12 protein-coding genes are annotated in these 17,311 nt (G+C 44.4%); 5 read left to right on the top strand and 7 right to left on the bottom strand.

The genetic code is table 11. The features are described 5' to 3' along the window. Position 1 precedes the first annotated feature (1 nt). From DYADSP32_RS11240 to DYADSP32_RS11230, 3 genes are all read left to right on the top strand, one after another. Entirely contained in the window at positions 2-3,463 is a 3,462-nt protein-coding gene (locus tag DYADSP32_RS11240; RefSeq protein ID WP_149242642.1) for a gliding motility-associated C-terminal domain-containing protein, read from the top strand. Between the two features lie 86 nt (positions 3,464-3,549). Beyond that, positions 3,550-3,999 carry a DUF4920 domain-containing protein gene (locus tag DYADSP32_RS11235; RefSeq protein WP_149242643.1) on the top strand — a complete coding sequence of 150 codons (450 nt, stop codon included), beginning with the start codon at positions 3,550-3,552 and terminating at the stop codon, positions 3,997-3,999. Between the two features lie 85 nt (positions 4,000-4,084). After that, positions 4,085-5,866, top strand: a complete 1,782-nt coding sequence (locus DYADSP32_RS11230) for an SGNH/GDSL hydrolase family protein (protein ID WP_149242644.1) — start codon at positions 4,085-4,087, stop codon at positions 5,864-5,866. Between the two features lie 154 nt (positions 5,867-6,020). On the opposite strand, the gene DYADSP32_RS11225 is transcribed toward DYADSP32_RS11230, so the two are convergent. The 5 genes from DYADSP32_RS11225 to argS form a co-directional block, all read right to left on the bottom strand. Then, the gene (locus tag DYADSP32_RS11225; protein WP_149242645.1) at positions 6,021-7,736 is read right to left on the bottom strand and encodes a GMC family oxidoreductase; all 1,716 of its coding nucleotides are present in this window, start codon (positions 7,734-7,736) and stop codon (positions 6,021-6,023) included. A 10-nt stretch (positions 7,737-7,746) separates the two neighbouring features. Further along, complete coding sequence (locus DYADSP32_RS11220; RefSeq protein WP_149242646.1) at positions 7,747-8,355, bottom strand: gluconate 2-dehydrogenase subunit 3 family protein; 609 nt, start codon at positions 8,353-8,355, stop codon at positions 7,747-7,749. Positions 8,356-8,553: 198 nt separating this feature from the next. After that, positions 8,554-9,447: a 1,4-dihydroxy-2-naphthoate polyprenyltransferase gene (locus tag DYADSP32_RS11215; RefSeq protein WP_149242647.1), complete on the bottom strand. Its 894-nt coding sequence runs from the start codon at positions 9,445-9,447 to the stop codon at positions 8,554-8,556. A gap of 73 nt (positions 9,448-9,520) precedes the next feature. Further along, entirely contained in the window at positions 9,521-10,078 is a 558-nt protein-coding gene (locus DYADSP32_RS11210; RefSeq protein WP_414617693.1) for a glutathione peroxidase, read from the bottom strand. Between the two features lie 195 nt (positions 10,079-10,273). Then, complete coding sequence (gene argS, locus DYADSP32_RS11205) at positions 10,274-12,052, bottom strand: arginine--tRNA ligase (RefSeq protein ID WP_149242649.1); 1,779 nt, start codon at positions 12,050-12,052, stop codon at positions 10,274-10,276. A gap of 164 nt (positions 12,053-12,216) precedes the next feature. Between argS and DYADSP32_RS11200 the strand changes: the two genes are divergently transcribed. After that, the gene (locus tag DYADSP32_RS11200; protein WP_414617692.1) at positions 12,217-13,767 is read left to right on the top strand and encodes a hypothetical protein; all 1,551 of its coding nucleotides are present in this window, start codon (positions 12,217-12,219) and stop codon (positions 13,765-13,767) included. 58 nt (positions 13,768-13,825) lie between these two features. Here DYADSP32_RS11200 and pyrR read toward each other — a convergent pair whose 3' ends face one another. After that, positions 13,826-14,365 carry a bifunctional pyr operon transcriptional regulator/uracil phosphoribosyltransferase PyrR gene (gene pyrR / locus DYADSP32_RS11195; protein ID WP_149242650.1) on the bottom strand — a complete coding sequence of 180 codons (540 nt, stop codon included), beginning with the start codon at positions 14,363-14,365 and terminating at the stop codon, positions 13,826-13,828. A 214-nt stretch (positions 14,366-14,579) separates the two neighbouring features. Here pyrR and pth point away from each other — a divergent pair, with 214 nt between their 5' ends. After that, a complete protein-coding gene (gene pth / locus DYADSP32_RS11190; protein ID WP_149242651.1) occupies positions 14,580-15,140 on the top strand; it encodes an aminoacyl-tRNA hydrolase in 561 nt (186 codons plus the stop codon). A 733-nt stretch (positions 15,141-15,873) separates the two neighbouring features. On the opposite strand, the gene DYADSP32_RS11185 is transcribed toward pth, so the two are convergent. Beyond that, positions 15,874-17,277 carry an OmpA family protein gene (locus tag DYADSP32_RS11185; RefSeq protein WP_149242652.1) on the bottom strand — a complete coding sequence of 468 codons (1,404 nt, stop codon included), beginning with the start codon at positions 17,275-17,277 and terminating at the stop codon, positions 15,874-15,876. Positions 17,278-17,311: the final 34 nt, after the last annotated feature.

Raw genomic sequence — 17,311 nt, 5'->3', positions numbered from 1 at the left:
TATGGTAAAAAATTTACCGACAACACTCATCTTCATTCTGTTTCTGCTGGGACTGCCAAATCTGTGTTTTTCGGCAGGTTCTTATTTTGTCCAAAATCAAGGGCAATGGGAGAAGGATATTCTCTTTCGTGCAGATTTGCCTGGAGGTTTCCTCTTTTTAAAAGATAAGTCCCTGGTTTATGTTTTGTATGATGCAAGCCAGGTGGGCTCTCACCATAAACCCCGGGAAAAACCTGTGGGAAGTGACTTAAAGGCGGCTCCGGTTTCAAAAGATATTACGGCCCATGGTGTGGAGGTTCTGTTTGAAAACAGTAACAAGGAAATTCGGCATATACCCAAACGCCAGTTATCGGCGAAATTCAATTTTTTTCTGGGAAACGACCGCACAAAATGGGCTGGTGGAGCGGGTGCATTTGAAGAGGTATTGTATGAAAATGTGTACCAGGATATTGATTTGAGGATTTACATTTATCAGTCTACATTAAAATACGAATTTATCGTTCATCCGAATGGAGATGCTTCTCAGATTGCCCTTCAATACAACGGAGCCAATGATGTAACCCTGAATGGAGAAGGAGAAGTGGTTGTGCGCACCACGGCGGGTGTTTTTAAGGAAGCCAAGCCCTATTCTTTTCAGGTTGTAAATAAGCGCACGGTAGAGGTTTCTTCCCGCTTTGTGTTAATGGATGGAAATCGGCTACGCTTTGCCTTACCCAAGGGTTATTCCAGATCTCAGACACTCACCATAGACCCCGAGCTGATCTTCTCAACCTATTCAGGATCGACGTCCGATAACTGGGGGCATACTGCAACATATGATGATCAGGGAAATCTTTATTCCGGCGGCACGGTATTCGGGAAGGATTTTCCGGCTACGGTGGGAGCGTTCCAGACCAAGTTTGCTGGTGAGGTTGATGTATCTATACTTAAATTTAGCCCCGACGGGTCTCAATTACTCTATGCTACCTACCTGGGTGGAGCAAGCACCGATATACCCAGTAGTTTGATTGTAAATGCAAAGAATGAATTGTTGATCTACGGCGCCACTTCTTCCAAAGATTTTCCTATTCGTGAAGGCGCTTATCAGCCATTGTTTGGCGGCGGCATCACTACGGTGCCCATATCTGGTCTGGATCTGCCCAATGGAAGTGATATTTTCCTGGCAAAGCTCAACGCAGGCGGAAGTCAGCTTCTTGCTTCCACCTATTTGGGAGGGGAGGGTAATGACGGGCTCAGCACAGAGCAGAATGTAGGTATCAATAACTATGGAGATAGCTTTCGGGGCGAGATAGGTTTGGATCTGGCAGGGAATGTAGTGGTGGCGTCTTCTACCAATTCTAAACAATTTCCTTTAAAAAATCCTGCGAAAAGTGTCCTGACGGGTAGGCAGGATGGGGTTCTTCTAAAAATATCGGACACTTTCAGTAACCTGATCTGGAGTACTTATGTGGGAGGTGACGGCTATGACGCTGCCTTTTCGGTAAAAGTTGCAAAAACAGGGGACATCTATATTGCTGGAATTACCCAAAGCAGCGATTTATCAACGCACAGCACATCTTTCCAGCCCAAATTAAATGGCGTAGAGGACGCTTTCGTGTCCCGGTACAGTAACGACAAGCTCACCGGAACCACTTACCTGGGTACGAGCCTGGCGGATGGGGCTTATTTGCTAGATTTGGATCAGGCCGGCAGTGTGTACGTGTACGGACTTTCGAAAGGGAAGTATCCGGTTTCGACGGGCGTGTACAGCAATGCCAACAGTGGTCAGTTTATTCACAAACTGGATCATACCTTGTCGCAATCATTATTTTCGACCGTGGTCGGATCGGGGAGAGGTACGCCTGATATCTCACCTACGGCTTTTTTGGTGAGCGAATGTGGAAATATTTATATAGCTGGATGGGGTGGGCAGGTCAATGTTTTTAACGAAAACAATACTGCTAGCAGTACGGTCGGATTGCCGGTAACTCAGGATGCCATACAACCGGCAACCAATGGCAGCAATTTTTATATTGCCATTTTGGAAGAAGGGGCAAAGTCGCTTTTATATGCCACCTATTTTGGAAATCAGGATCGCACCGGTATCGCACAGGGTGATCATGTGGACGGCGGGACCAGCCGTTTTGATAAAAATGGCATGATCTATCATGCAACCTGCTCGTGCGGTGGGAGCTATTTTCCGGTAACACCTCAGGCATGGTCCAGTACCAACAACAGCGATAATTGTAACAATGCTGCTTTTAAAATAGACATAGATCGGCTGGTTGCAAATTTTGATGTTTTTGAAGGTACTAAAAAAGATGTGACGAAAGGCTGTGCTCCCCTTTCGCTCTCGTTTGTGAATACCAGCGAGGGGGGAATCGACTATCTGTGGCAGGTCAACGGGAATACCATTTCCAGGGAAGAAGAAAAAGCAGGTTTTGTATTTAATACCCCGGGTGAATACACGGTTGTGTTGAAAGCATACAACCGGCTTTCCTGCAAACGAGAAGACATCGCCCAGAAAAAAATCATTGTGGAAACCCTGGATGTATTAGTCAAAGGGGATACAGCGGTTTGTGAAAACACCAATCTGAAACTATGGGCTTCGGGAGGTACACAGTACAAGTGGACACCAGCCACCGGTCTTGATAATGCACAGATCGCTTCCCCGACCGTCAATGTAAAGCAATCCACTGACTATACCGTCGAGATCGGTAATGCAAGCGGTTGCAAAGTCACCAAAACGGTAAAAGTCGTGGTGGAGAAAAAGAATGACTTCGCTATCATGCCTGATATGGAAATATGTGCCGGCGCATCCTCGGTGCTTACAGTTTCCGGTGGCGCTAAAGAGTATCATTGGCTTCCTAACCCCACGCTGCCTGCAACGGTGGGCAACTCAGTTACGGTAAAACCAACGGTCACGACCACTTACGTTGTCGAAGGCATCTACGCAGATGGATGCCGGCCCGTGAGGCAGGTTACTTTAAATGTGGATCGTACGTATGAGCCGTCTTTTGATATTTCAAAAAAAGAAGCCGCTTGTAATGAGCTGTCCAAATATGCATTCGTGAATAAATCCGGTAATGCGCAGCGCTATGAATGGGAAATGGGAGCAGGAGGAGTCTTAACCTCAAAGGATGTAACGGATTTCTCTTTCGACAGAGAGGGCGAGTATACAATTACCCTCACCAGTTACAATGCGGCCGGATGTGCTTTGTCAACTAGTAAAAAGATGATGGCGGATTCACCTTTCATTCTGGCCAACGTGATTACACCGAATGGGGATGGTAAAAATGATTATTTTGTGGTTCCCGTTTCCAACTCACGTTTTGAGGTTTTTAACCGATGGGGAAAAAGCGTTTATCTCTCTCAGGATTATAAAAATGACTGGGGTAAAAAGGTGCCCAATGGTACCTATTATTTTACAGTGGATACGCCTGGTGGGAATCACTGTAAGGGCTGGGTTGAAGTTTTGGAATAATGGTACGGTCACCCTGACTTTTTAGTAGCTTCGTGTATCAGTTTCTTTCGGTATTTTTGTTTAATCAAACACCTGTCTGCTACAAAATGAAAAAGTTATTAATATTGTTTTTCGGCATCTTGATATCCTTTTGCGCAGTTGCACAGTCAAAATCTCATTTCGGCAAAGAGATCAATGACAAAAAAGCAATAGAGGCCAGTGCGTTGTCACACAAAATGGCAGGGAAGGAGGCCATGGAAGCCAAGGTTACCGGCACAGTGGAGTCCGTTTGCCAGGTTAAAGGTTGCTGGATGAAAGTAAAAATGGCGGATGGAGAGACCATGCGTGTACTGTTTAAAGATTATGCTTTTTTTGTTCCCAAAGACATTGCAGGAAAAACGGTTGTTTTTGAAGGAGAAGCACAAAAGAAAGTGGTGTCTGTTGAACATCTTCAGCACTATGCGCTGGATGCCGGAAAAAGCAAAGAAGAAATAAGTAAAATCACTGAACCCAAGGATGAGTTGACATTTATCGCTGAGGGAGTCATCGTAAAGTGATTATGTATTGAAATAAAACATCGTTTCAAAGTAAATAGCGCCGTCCTGGACACTTTTGTAGAAATACAACAGTGTCCATTTTTTTATGAAATCCAGGTTCTTCCTTCTGTTCATTCTGCTTTGTTTTTCAGCAAGCGCTTCTTTTTCCCAAGTCACAAATTTCAAATGGTGGAATCCGGAATCTTCTGCCTTTCCGGTTCTGGAAGGCCAGGGCTGGCCGAAAGAAATAAAAAAGCCATACGACAGACTCCCTGCGAGGGCGGAAGGTGCCGTAACCAATGCGGTATGGGGACTTTCCCGTCAGGCAGCAGGTCTTATGATTCGCTTTCGCTCCGATGCGCCGGAAATTCGGGTGCGTTATACCGTCTCCGGGAAACATGGTATGCCACATATGCCAGCAACGGGTGTCAGTGGTGTTGACTTGTATGCGGTCAGCAGTGACGGGGAATCTCGCTGGTCTGCTGGCAGATATGCCTTCGGGGATACCATTATGTACAGTTTTAAGAACATCGAACCCAACGATAAATATCACAAGAGAGGGCGGGAGTATCGTCTGTTTTTGCCTTTGTATAATGAGGTAAAATGGATGGAAATTGGGGTTCCGGAGGGCAGTGCTTTCAGTGCATTACCTGTGCGCCCCGACAAGCCTGTTGTTGTTTACGGGACATCTATTGCGCAAGGTGCGTGTGCCTCCCGCCCGGGGATGGCCTGGACGGCAATTCTGGGAAGGAAAATGGATACACCGCTGATTAACCTGGGTTTTTCAGGTAACGGCAAATTGGATAAAGCTGTCATTGATATGCTGGCTGAAATCGATGCTAAAATTTACATCCTGGATTGTCTGCCCAATATGATACTGGGAAATGATGCCAATCCGGATTTCACCCCCGATGAAGTAAAAAGACGCATTGTTTATGCGGTAAAAACGCTTCAGGCCAGGCGACCCGGCGTGCCCATTTTGCTGGCCCAACATGCGGGTTATACCGATGAAGGCCTAAATGTCATGAGAGGTAACTATTATCAGCAGCTCAATACGATTTTGGAGGAAACATTTAAGTCGTTGACTCAGGAAGGCGTTTCGGGAATTTATATGTTGCCAAAGAAAGACTTCAATCAGGATATTGAAACAATGGTGGATGGTACACACCCGTCTGATCTGGGAATGATGCGTTACGCAGAAGGATATGAAAAACACATACGGAATATTCTGCATGAACCGATAGGTACAGTATCCACCACAAAGCCTGTGACCCAACTGCGGGAGCCTGGCAGCTATGACTGGGAAGTACGTCACCGGAAAATTCTGGAAATGAACCAGACAGAGCCACCAAAAACGGTGTTGATAGGTAACTCAATTACCCACTTCTGGGGAGGGAAGCCAGAGGGGCACCGGATATCGGGCGCAGCGTCATGGAACTCAACGTTTGGTGTCAAGGGCGTAAGGAACATGGGATATGGATGGGATCGTATCGAAAATGTCATCTGGCGTGTTTACCATGGCGAATTGGATGGCTACAAAGCCAGGCAGATTTTTATCAATATTGGTACCAATAATCTCGACTACAACACGGATGATGAGATTGTGAAGGGTTGGGAATTGATGCTCGGAGTCATAAAGAACCGTCAGCCGGATAGCGAAGTCGTGATGATTGGTATTTATCCCAGGAGAAAAAAAGAAGCGCGCGTTGCAAAACTAAATGCAATGCTTTCAAACCTTGCGGCTAAGAAGAAAGCAAAGTACATTGATCCCGGAAAGGTGTTTTTGAAAAAGGGTGTGATCGATGAGTCTTTTTTCTCGGACGGGTTGCATCCCAATGAGAAGGGGTATCAAATTTTGGGCGCAGCCATCAAGCCTCACGTTAAATAAAGAGATTATGTTATGCCCATTCTGGGATAATGGTCATAACATAGTTGATTGTCATTTCTAAAAAAATAAAGTCACCGAATGTCATATAACCGCCTTGTCGGCATGACATTGGGTGACTATTTATCAAAATTCCGGATATATTTCCGTCGACCTCTTAGAGGTTTTGCTTTTTGAGTTCCTTCACTGCATGGTCTGCCGCCCGGGCCGTCATGGCCATATAAGTGATGGACGGGTTCACGCAGGACGACGAAACCATCGCTGCGCCATCAGTGACGAATACATTTTTACAGGCATGGATCTGGTTGAACTTGTTGAGAACCGAAGTTTTCGGATCCTTTCCCATACGGGCGGTACCCATTTCATGAATGCCAAGTCCCAAATGAGTGTCTTGCCGGTTGAAACCTGATACGTTTTTGAAACCCGCCGCTTCAAGCATTTCTACGGCAGAATGCATCATGTCTTTGCGCATTGTGAGTTCATTCTCTCCGAAGGCGGCATCAAAAACGATCATGGGAACGCCCCATTTGTCTTTTTTTTCCTGATCCAGATACATGCGGTTGGCAGGATTAGGCAAAACTTCGCCGAATCCCCCGAATCCAACATTCCAGCTTCCTGGCCTGGTGAGATCCTCTTTAAAGGTAGCGCCGAACCCATCCTGTCCAATTCCGCGTTTCCAGTCGTTTCGGCTGGCACCGCCCTGGTAGCCAAATCCCCGAAGGTAGCTCTGTTTATCACTGCCCCAATTCCTGAACCTTGGAATGTAGAGTGCGTTGGGGCGCTGACCAAACACATAGTCCTGCTCAAAACCTTCTACTGTGGCATTGGCACCTACGCCCAGATGGTGATCCATGATATTTCTGCCTACCTGATCGCTGTCGTTACCAAGGCCGTTGGAGAAACGTCCCGAAGTGGAGTTCAAAAGCAGCCCTGCGGTGTTCATTGCACCTGCATTGAGAAAAATGATCTTTGCAAAATACTCTTCCACTGCCATTGTATCCTGATGGATCACTCTCACACCCTTCGCTTTTTGGGTCTGTTCGTCAAAGAGGATTTCTGTTGCAATGGTATCGTGCAATAGGGTGAGGTTATTGGTTTTTCGGGCGGCAGGAATTGATCCGGAGAGTGAACTGTAATAAGCGCCATATGGACAGCCCCTGCTGCATTTGCTGCGATATTGGCAGGAAGCTCTGCCGAGCGCAATATGCCAGGGTTGCGGGGTGGTCAGGTTGGCGATCCGGCCGATCGTAACAGGCCGATTGAGCTTCTTTTTGACCATATTCCTGAAATGAACTTCGGGCGCCATCATAGGCATAGCGGGTAGGAAATGTCCGTCGGGCAACACTTCCAGGTTCTCTTTTTGACCGCTGATACCGACAAATTTTTCAACGTGGGTGTACCATGGTTCAAGGTCTTCGTAACGGATCGGCCAGTCAATCGCTATTCCGTCTTTGGCATTGGCTTCGAAATCTTTTCGGTTCATACGATAAGACTGCCGGCCCCAATGCATCGATTTCCCGCCCGTATGGTAGGCCCTTATCCAGTCGAAAGGTCGTTTTTCTATGTATGGGTTTTTCTTGTCGTCCGTGAAAAATTTGCCGGTTTCCTCATTGGCCAGGGTTCCAAAGCGGCTATTGGCCCAGTATTCTTCCGCCGAGTGAATGGACACTTTGCCCCGGTGCTGGAATTCCCAGGGGCCCTGCATGGCCGTGTCATAATCCTCGATGTGTTTCACTTCCCGCCCTCTTTCTATCATCAGTACCTGGAGGCCTCGTTCGGTAAGTTCTTTGGCAGCCATGCCGCCCGTCATTCCCGACCCCACTACGATGGCATCAAAACGGTGCGTTTTTGCAACATTCAAGTTCAAATTCATGATGGTAAGATTAATAGGCGAAAGATTTCTGACCGGGTTTTAGCTTGATTAATTCCAGTTTTCCGGGAACCGGAATGTATTCAAAAGAAGATTTTAACCCCTCTTCGGAAGTGAAATAACCCAGTAAGGTGAGCTCTTTCATCAGCCTCCAGAAAGGGAGTCCCTGTTGTTGTTCCTTCATTTGCTCCCGGTCTTCATTGTCACCCATTTTTGTTTGTTGCACCTGGTAAACTTCCATCTGCTTTTTCGATTCTTTTTCAACTTGTATAAGTGTTTCCACTTTTTCCGCTTTGCTTTGGGACAAAAATTTCTGCCTTTCCAAATCTTCCAGTCCAGCCAGGAAACTGATGTGCTCAGGTTTGCGGTAGCAATCCTGGATCATCATCACCACAAAAGCCGGAACACCCACGTCAATGGCGCCGGGCGTAGCTGTTCGCGGTATTATCATTTCTGCCACCTCCGCTATAATTTTCTTGTGACTTTCGGAGATGCTTATATCGGCCGTGGATTGTTTTATTGGTTTTTTATTTTCTTTGCTACTCATTGCCAGTAGCGTAGGCGCAGAAAATGATCCGCCCAGCATAAGGGCTACGTTCTTTACAGCATCTCTTCTATTCATCTGACTTTTACGTTTTCGGGTACCAACTAGTTACTTTAAAAGCTGCATAGTCGCTGCTTCTAATGTTGGTTTGTTTTAAAACGGAATTACAATAGCGTAACGTTGCCGGATGTTATGAAAACCACCGGGTAATGAGGCATATTGGAAACAAAGATGGTAACTGCCAGTACGCAAAGAAAATTCTGGTATCACTTCTGTTTAAAGCACAGTTCCCAAGCCGAACAGAAGAACAAAGAGAAGTGTGGAAAGCGCCATTTGTTTAAGATAGGGATCCAATTCATTTGCATTTTTCAGCCGTGAAATAGCAAGTCCGTTACGGAAAAACAGCGGGAAGCTAAATAGGAAAATCAGGCTGGTATAACCGGAAAAATGGTTGAAGGTATAAACCAGGATACAGGCCATGCCGGTGATCAGGATGCACCAGTGATACAAGATCGCTTTTTGGCGGCCAAGTCTTACCGGAATCGAATTTTTACCTGTAGCTTTATCTGATTCAATATCCCTTATGTTGTTGATATTCAATACGCCCACCGCGAAAAGTCCGCAACTTGTGGCGGGGAGTAATTGATTCCAGTCCCAAATATGTGTGTGCAGATAGCTACTTCCCAAAACACCTACCCAACCAAAGAATAGGAGGACAGATAAGTCGCCGAGGCCCACATATCCATAAGGGCGTTTTCCTGCGGTGTAGGTAATCGCCGCAATGATACAGGCAATACCCACTCCAAGAAATACAAAAAATGCACTTGCCGGTGCGTTTCGTAAAGCTATTGATAGCAGAGAAATGCCCGAGGCCAGTGCCAGTGCGGAAAATAAAATGATGGCATTGCGCATGGCCTTGGCCGGAATTCGGCCGGCATGTACGGCCCGAATGGGTCCCTGTCGTAAGTCAGTGTCTTTGCCATTGACAGCATCGCCATAGTCGTTTGCAAAATTAGAAAGTACCTGAAGAAGGATCGTTGTTAGAATACTTAATAAGGCCACTATCCAGCTAAACGATCCGGTCGAAGCTGCAAGGAAACAGCCCATCAGAATGCAGGAGAGGGCTAATGGTAAGGTTCTTGGGCGGGCGGCCTCTATCCAGGGAGACATAAATTTCAAAAGTAATGTTATAAAAATAGCAGACAAAACTACTTTTTGCCTGCTATTTTTAATGTTTTTAGGATTACAAACCTACCGCTTTAAGAAACTCCGGGTCGGTTGGAAGTATTTTGGAGGCAAAGAAATTTGTTAATTTGCCCTTTTCGTCAACTACGTATTTACAGAAATTCCAGGTAGGTTCCTTATCATTCCAGCCGTTAAGATCTTTGCTAGATAACCACTTGTACAGTGGCGCCTTTGCTTCTCCTTTTACTTCTACTTTTTCAAACATCGGGAAAGTGACACCATACGTTGCAGAACAGAAAGTAGCAATTTCTTCGCTGGTGCCTGGTTCCTGTCCTCCAAAATTATTAGATGGAAAACCCAGTACAACTACTTTGTCACCATGCTCTTTATTGAATTTCTCCCAGTCGGCATACTGTTTGGTGTAGCCGCATTTGGAGGCAACGTTCAGGATCACCACTTTTTTGCCTTTGTATTGCGACAAATCGACGGTCTTGTTGCCTACCAACGACTTTACCTTGAAGTCATAAAGTGACTGGGGTGTGTCCGCCACATGATCGGGCCTGTTGGCTATTTCACTATTGTCTGCAAATAATCCGCTTATCAGGGAAGTAATCATAATAAAGATTGATTTTAAGAATGCCATAACAGTGCTTGTTTAATAAGTTTTAGGTTAATCCCAGGTCTGACATGTAAACTACAATTTACGGAATCAAGTTCTTTTTAGATGCCTCCTTTCAGGTCTTTTTAATAATAAATCCTAAATATCGATTCGCGCTGAGAATCTGATTGTAGATTAATCCTCTTCGCTTCTCTACATGCGCTCCGGCACATCGATACCCAACAGCCCAAGGGCGTTGTGAATGGTTTCTGAAACAACTTTTGATAAGGCTATTCTGAATTTCACAGCCACCGGATCGGGATCAGCAAATATGGAAACTTCGGCATAGAACTGGTTATAAACTTTCGCCAGTTCATACACGTAAAAAGAAATGACAGAAGGAGCAAAATCACTTGCGGCCGTCTGGACTCTCACGGGATACTGGGCCAATACAAAAATAAGGTCACGCTCAGCAGGATGCAATGTGTAGCCAGCCGGCGGTATTCCGGCAGCTTTAGCGGATTGCTCCGCTTTACGTATAATGGAGCGAATCCGTGCATAGGTGTACTGTATGAATGGTCCTGTATGTCCCTGGAAATCAATTGATTCTTCTGGATTGAAGAGCATTCTTTTTTTAGGGTCCACCTTAAGCAGATAGTATTTTAAGGCGCCAAGAGCCAGTATCTGGTACAGTCGGGCAGCTTCATCACTCGCGAAATCATCCAGTTTTCCTAGCTCCTGGGTGCGATCGGTAGCGGTCTGCACCATCTGTGCCACCAGGTCGTCTGCATCCACTACGGTTCCTTCCCGCGATTTCATTTTGCCGGATGGCAGGTCAACCATTCCGTAACTAATGTGGTAGCAACCATCCGCATAGGTGCGTCCGAGTCGCTTCAAAATAGCAAAAAGTACTTTGAAGTGATAATCCTGCTCATTGCCTACCACCCATAAATACCTGTCGTTATGAAAATCCTTGAATTTAAGTTCGGTGGTGCCAAGGTCCTGTGTGATGTAAACCGACGTCCCGTCTCCCCGTAGCACCAGCTTTTCGTCCAGGCCCTCTTCTGCCAGACTGATCCAAACAGAATTGTCATCCTTTTTGAAAAATACACCCGAGGCCAAACCTTCCTCTATAAGATCTTTTCCAAGCAGGTAAGTATCTGATTCGTAGTATGTCCTATCAAAGGAAACTCCTATCTGTGTGTAAGTTTGATTGAACCCGGCATAAACCCAGGTATTCATTTTATGCCATAAAGCCACTGTTTCATGGTCTCCTTGTTCCCATAGCAACAATAATCGCTGGGCTTCCAGTATCCAGGGTGCTTTTTTAGCCGCTTCGTCTTCGGATAGGCCACTTTCTACGAGCTCCCGGATTTGTTTTTTATATTCAGCATCAAACTTTACGTAATACTTGCCGGCCAAATGATCCCCCTTGATTCCGGTGGACTCGGGTGTCTCGCCATTGCCAAGTTCCCGATAGGCGAGCATGGATTTACAGATATGAATGCCCCTGTCGTTGACGAGACAAGTTTTTACCACATCATAGCCGCTCGCAGTGAGAATACGGGCCAAGGAATCACCCAGGAAGTTATTGCGCAAGTGGCCGAGATGCAAGGGCTTGTTTGTGTTTGGGGAAGAAAACTCCACCATCACAGACTGCCCTTTGGCTGGGCCGGAACCATATTCAGGATCTTCAAAAATAGTGCTAAATAATTCCAGCCAGGTTTTGTCTGTCAGGTTGATATTTAAAAAACCCTGAACCACGTTATAGCTTTCTACAATGGAAGAGTTTGCGGTCAGCTCGTCACCGATAATTTTACCAATCTCAGCAGGGGACTTCTTTGCGGATTTGGTAAGTGGAAATGTGACAAAGGTGTAAACGCCTTCAAATTCTTTCTTGGTAGGCTGAAGCCCGATTTCGTCGATGATTACGTCGAAGTGATCTTTTACTGCCTTTTGAATATCAGCCTTTAAAATGGATTCAATTGTCATGTATTTGAGCTGGAATAGGTAGACACATTGGGACTTAAACCCAAACAGGTCTCAGAATGTTTTTATTTGAGTAAAAATATTTATAATATTAATTGTTATACTATTCATTTTGATGCAAAATTAGGGTAATTATTGAACTGACTTGCACCCCTGAGAAAGAAGTTATGAAGAACCGTTTGCGTCCAGTAATTCACATTGGTCTGTTTTTCGCCGTTTTGGTAATGCGTGTTACCCTGGCGACAGCTCAACTCCAGCAATCCGATCGTATTGAAATACCCGTCAACCCCTTCAATACGGAACATTTTGAAGTTTTTCCTCTTGGTGAGGACGGCCTTTTATCCGTTGTGCGGAATAACGAGTATTCGGGTGGAAGAAGTGAGCAATGGAAGTTTGTCAAATATGACGTGGCATTAAAGGCAATTTGGGTCACGACTTATCAGGTCGACCGCCGTTATATTCCCGTAATGGCCTACAAAGGCATTGATTTTGGGTATTGGTTGTTTGCCGAGCCCGATACAGATCGATTTTTGTTTTTGCAGTTAAACTTCATGGATGGCTCCACCGATGTTTTTAAGGGGAACCTCCTGGCAGGGGTGGATGTGCATCAGTTTAAAGTGATAGGGAGCAAGGCATTGGTCTCCGGGTATTATCGTTCGAGGCCGGTGGTTTTGGTGCATTCCTTATTTGATCATACTACTAAAGTGTTGCCAGGTCTTTTTGAGAAAAATACAGAGCTCAACAATGTGGATATCAATGAGGTGGACGGATATATCAACGTCATTACGTACGCCTACAAAAAGAGAAACTGCTTTTTTGAAATAAAAACATTCAACTATGATGGCAAACTTTTGAAGAAAACTTCTCTGAGCGATCCTAAAAACAGCCTCATTTCCGGGCAGATCGTTCCGTTGAATGCAGATGACTCCTATCTGATCGGCAATTATTCGGTGGGTTGTACACCGTTTTCGCAGGGGTTGTATGTCACCCATATTCAAGACAATGAACCCGAAGAGCCACAATTTATTGAGTTTTCTGAACTACAGAACTTTTTCAATTTTATGAAACCCAAGCGGCGTCAGCGTATGCTGGACCGAATAGGGAAGCGTAAGAGTCTTGGTAAAGAGAACCGGTTCAGATATCGTTTGCTTGTGCACGAACTGATACAGACCAAGGACGAAATTGTGCTTGTTGCAGAAGTATATTATCCCAATCAAAAGGCCAGTAACCCTGTTATTACAAGCGGAATGTCGCGTCCGTACATATCGCGTTACATGGAAGGTTACCGTTACACACACGCGATCATTTGCGGGTTTGATCGCAACGGTAAGTTTAAATGGGACAACTGTATTACGATCAAGGATCTGACCAGTTACGATCTGCAGGAAATGGTTCAGATCACGCCGGTAGATGATTATTTTATTCTGGCTTATCCACAGGACGGATCCATACACACCGAGGTCATCAGTCGGGACAAGATAGTTGTGGAAAGTGAGAAGTTTAAGATTGAACCCAAATCAGAAACCGAGAAGGTGCTCAACAGCGAGGATGCTTACCTCTCACCCTGGTACGGACAGTATTTTCTGGCGTACGGGATGCAACGGCTGGGTACTTCGCTGGTAGGGGGCAGGGAGGTATTTTATATCAATAAGCTGACCTACAAAACAGAAAACATCGGTAAAGTAGAAGATTCCGAAAATGATGGAAAACCGAGATGATCTTTAATCCTAAGCGTTTGCTTCGTAACCCGATCAGATTACTAAAGTCAAAAGCGGTTTAGTCCACCATCCAGATGTGGTCTGCTTCAAAGCCTTGTTCCTTCCATTCCACTTTTACCCGCTGGCTTTCCAGAGTACTTACTTTCATGCCTACATAGTCGGGCTCAATAGGGAGTTCCCGGTTGTATCTACGATCAATAAGGACCAGTAATTCCACCATCTTGGGGCGACCGAATGCGGTCATTGCGTCCATGGCAGCTCTAACCATACGGCCACTGGCAAGCACGTCGTCAATCAAAATAACGCGTTTGCCTTCAATCAGAAAGGGTACGCTGGTTTTGTTGGGTAGGAGTGGGGAGTCTCTTCGGCGAAAGTCGTCTCGGTAAAAGGTGGCATCCAGATGTCCCAGTGGAATATTTTGTCCTGTCTTTTCCCTCAATTCAGTGATGACCCTTTCGGCGAAGTAGATTCCACGTGGTTGTAAACCCATCACAACAGAATTTGAGAAATCCTGGTGGTTTTCAATAAGCTGCTGACACAATCGGCTGGTCATAATTTCCAGCAAAGGACTGCTAAGTATAAGTCGTTTTTGGGGCATTTTCGTTCGTTCCCTGAATTTCAGCCTAAATTAAGTGCTCAAAGATGAAATCAAAAACTTTTTTTATGATTAGATGTGTTAATTGACTTTATTGGCTTCAAGGAATGTAAGTATCCAAATCTTTACTTCTGGTCATTTTAGTAAAATAAACTACAATAAAGACAGTAATTGTTATGGCTTACCGTCGATAGCTGATTGCTGATAGCAAATAAGTATGAAATATCTGATTGCAGGATTAGGGAATATTGGTCCGGAGTATGCGTTTACGCGGCATAATATTGGTTTTATGGTACTGGATCGCCTGGCAGCACAAAATGATTTCAAATTTTCTTTTGAAAAATTAGCGTTTGTTGCGGAGTGGAAACACAAAGGCCGCCAGTTTTATTTTATCAAGCCAACTACTTTTATGAATTTGAGCGGTAAGGCCATTCGGTACTACATGGATCGATATAAAATTCCGGTGGAAAACCTGTTGGTAGTAACGGATGAGTTACAACTTCCCTTCGGAACCCTCCGGATGAAGCCCAAGGGAAGTAACGGCGGACATAATGGACTGAGGAATATTGAAGAAATTTTAGGAACAGCCGAATATGCCCGTTTACGTTTTGGTATTGGCAATAATTTTCCTCGGGGCAGGCAAGTAGACTATGTATTAAAACCGTTTTCCAATGATGAAATGATTGAACTGCCAATATTTCTGGATCGTGCGGGTGAAATTGTTGTTTCGTTTTGTACTTTGGGGGTACAGTATGCAATGAACAATTATAATCAATGATTGTATTTTTTTAAGAATTAGTCAAAATTTGCAGATGTGAAAATATTCTGCATTTGGCGTAATTTTTAAAATATAATTTGATTTTTACGGCTTATTAATATTTTTTGTGCTGTTAGTGCCCATTTGAGGTGTCTTATATTAGTTAATATTCTGTTGCTTCATTTTTCTAATGGTTGTAGTTTTGATACTTATGGAGTGGTTTGATTAGAAGTTGAAAAAAAATAAAATTGAATAAAACCATGAAGTCAAATAAAAAGTATGTTATATTTGCACTGTGATTGAGGATTTTCACCAGTAGTTAATTTACTTCCTGAAGCATCTGATGATGGCGACCCGTGGAACTTATTGTTTTCTGTGGATCTGAAGTTGAATTTGTTTCGTATATAAATCAGATGACCCGATTGCAGAATAATTGAAAATTGGAGTAATATTAAGGAAGTTGTGACTTTATATAGTCAAGTGGAGTCTTAGATTAATATAAGGCGAACTGAAAAATTAAATTTTCGGTTGTTTGGTCAGGGTTAGTGGATGGTAGAGAGGTAGTTATCTGACGAAATGTTGTTAAGTGTAAATACTACATCGCTTTGATTAAATAAAAATTAGATATTAAAATAATTGCACCTTACGGCGACTGAAAAACTAAATTAGGAAGTTGCCAGGATATGATAATAAAGATAAGAAAAGGTTAAGGGTTTAGGAATAGTCAGTATAAAGCCATCTTGATGAGATGGCTTTATCTTTTTATGGGCTCGGCCCATATTTCAACCCTCCGGTTTTTACGCCTCTGTTCTTCTGATAAGTTAAACTGGCTCGGTCGTGCGGATCCATACCCGGCACCTTCTATCCGATTGGCTGGTATCCCTTTCTCTGTCAGATAGTTCTTTACGGCGGCCACTCTGGCAGATGATAATGCGAGGTTTTTATCAAAATTGCCCAGGTTGTCTGTGTGGCCTTTCAAAATGATTTTCAGATACTGCCTTTTCTGGAAATAAGCTACCATGGAGTCCAATGCTGTTTTGGCCTCGTTATCAAGCGCTTCATTGCTTTGGTTGAAAAAAATGTCGAGCAAGGGAGATTCAAAGTTTTCCTTGGTTAATCGAACCAGCGCTTTCAGATCCTCAGAATAGTTTTTGGTTTTCAAAGTCATCACACGAGGCTGGTATCCCTCTGCTTCTACCAGAATCTTATAGGATTGTTCGGGGGGCAGATTGAGAATATAGGCTCCATTTTCTGTTTTGGTTTTTAGTATCAGTGAGTCATTGGCCGACTTGCTAACCGATAGTTCCGCATGGGCCGGACTGAGGGTTGCACCGTCGTAAACCCGGCCAGAGACCTGCACAAGTTTTTCTTTTTTGGCAGCAGGTGCTTCTTTTATCGTGACGGGCTCTTCGGTTATTTTTTCTTCAGGTTCTTCCGACGGTACATTTAGTCTGCTGATGGTTTGATAGCTTCTTCGGATAAAAACAGGATTCATGACGCGGTCATAGAGCCGGATAAGTGCCACAGAGCCAGCGCTTGATTCGTGGTTGGCAATCAGATCGTCTTGAAAAAAATTCAGTACCTGGTCCGTATCGAGCATGCCTTCCACACCCGGGTCTTTGAATTCGAGCTTGGACTGGCCATTGACATACATTTTGATCATTTTAGTGTCCCAGTCACGAGAAAGAACATAATGTATGTACTGACCCGCACGTACGGGCGCTTTCTCACCCACTGCGTAATCATAGAAGTTTAGCTTGCCATCATATATATAGCTTCCATAATCACTTTTGCGATTTTTGAAGTCGATAACGCGTTTCCAACTACCAAGTGTGTCAAATTTGAAATAGATTTCAATCGTAAAAGATTTATTCAGAAATCCGTTGGCCAGCGCATTTTCAAATTGCAGCCCATTGTTATTCTCAAATTTATATACCGTGCGGATCATTTCGGGGACGCCGTTGGTGCCACTGCCAGGAACTACTTCTTTGATAAATTCTCCTTTCTTACCGAGTATCTTAAGAGGAATTCCGCCATTTTCGATTGGAAGCAAACCCTTGTTAAAGTCATAGGTCCACTGGGTCTGGGCAAATAAGGGAGCAGATAAGGCGAATAAGATAATTACCTGCAGGAATTTTACACTAATTTTAGAATTCATCTTCAAAAATATAAAAAACAAAGGGCGATGATGA

Origin of the sequence: Dyadobacter sp. 32, from assembly GCF_902506755.1 — a bacterium.
GTDB lineage: Bacteria > Bacteroidota > Bacteroidia > Cytophagales > Spirosomataceae > Dyadobacter.
This window is presented reverse-complemented; position numbering and strand designations above follow the sequence as displayed.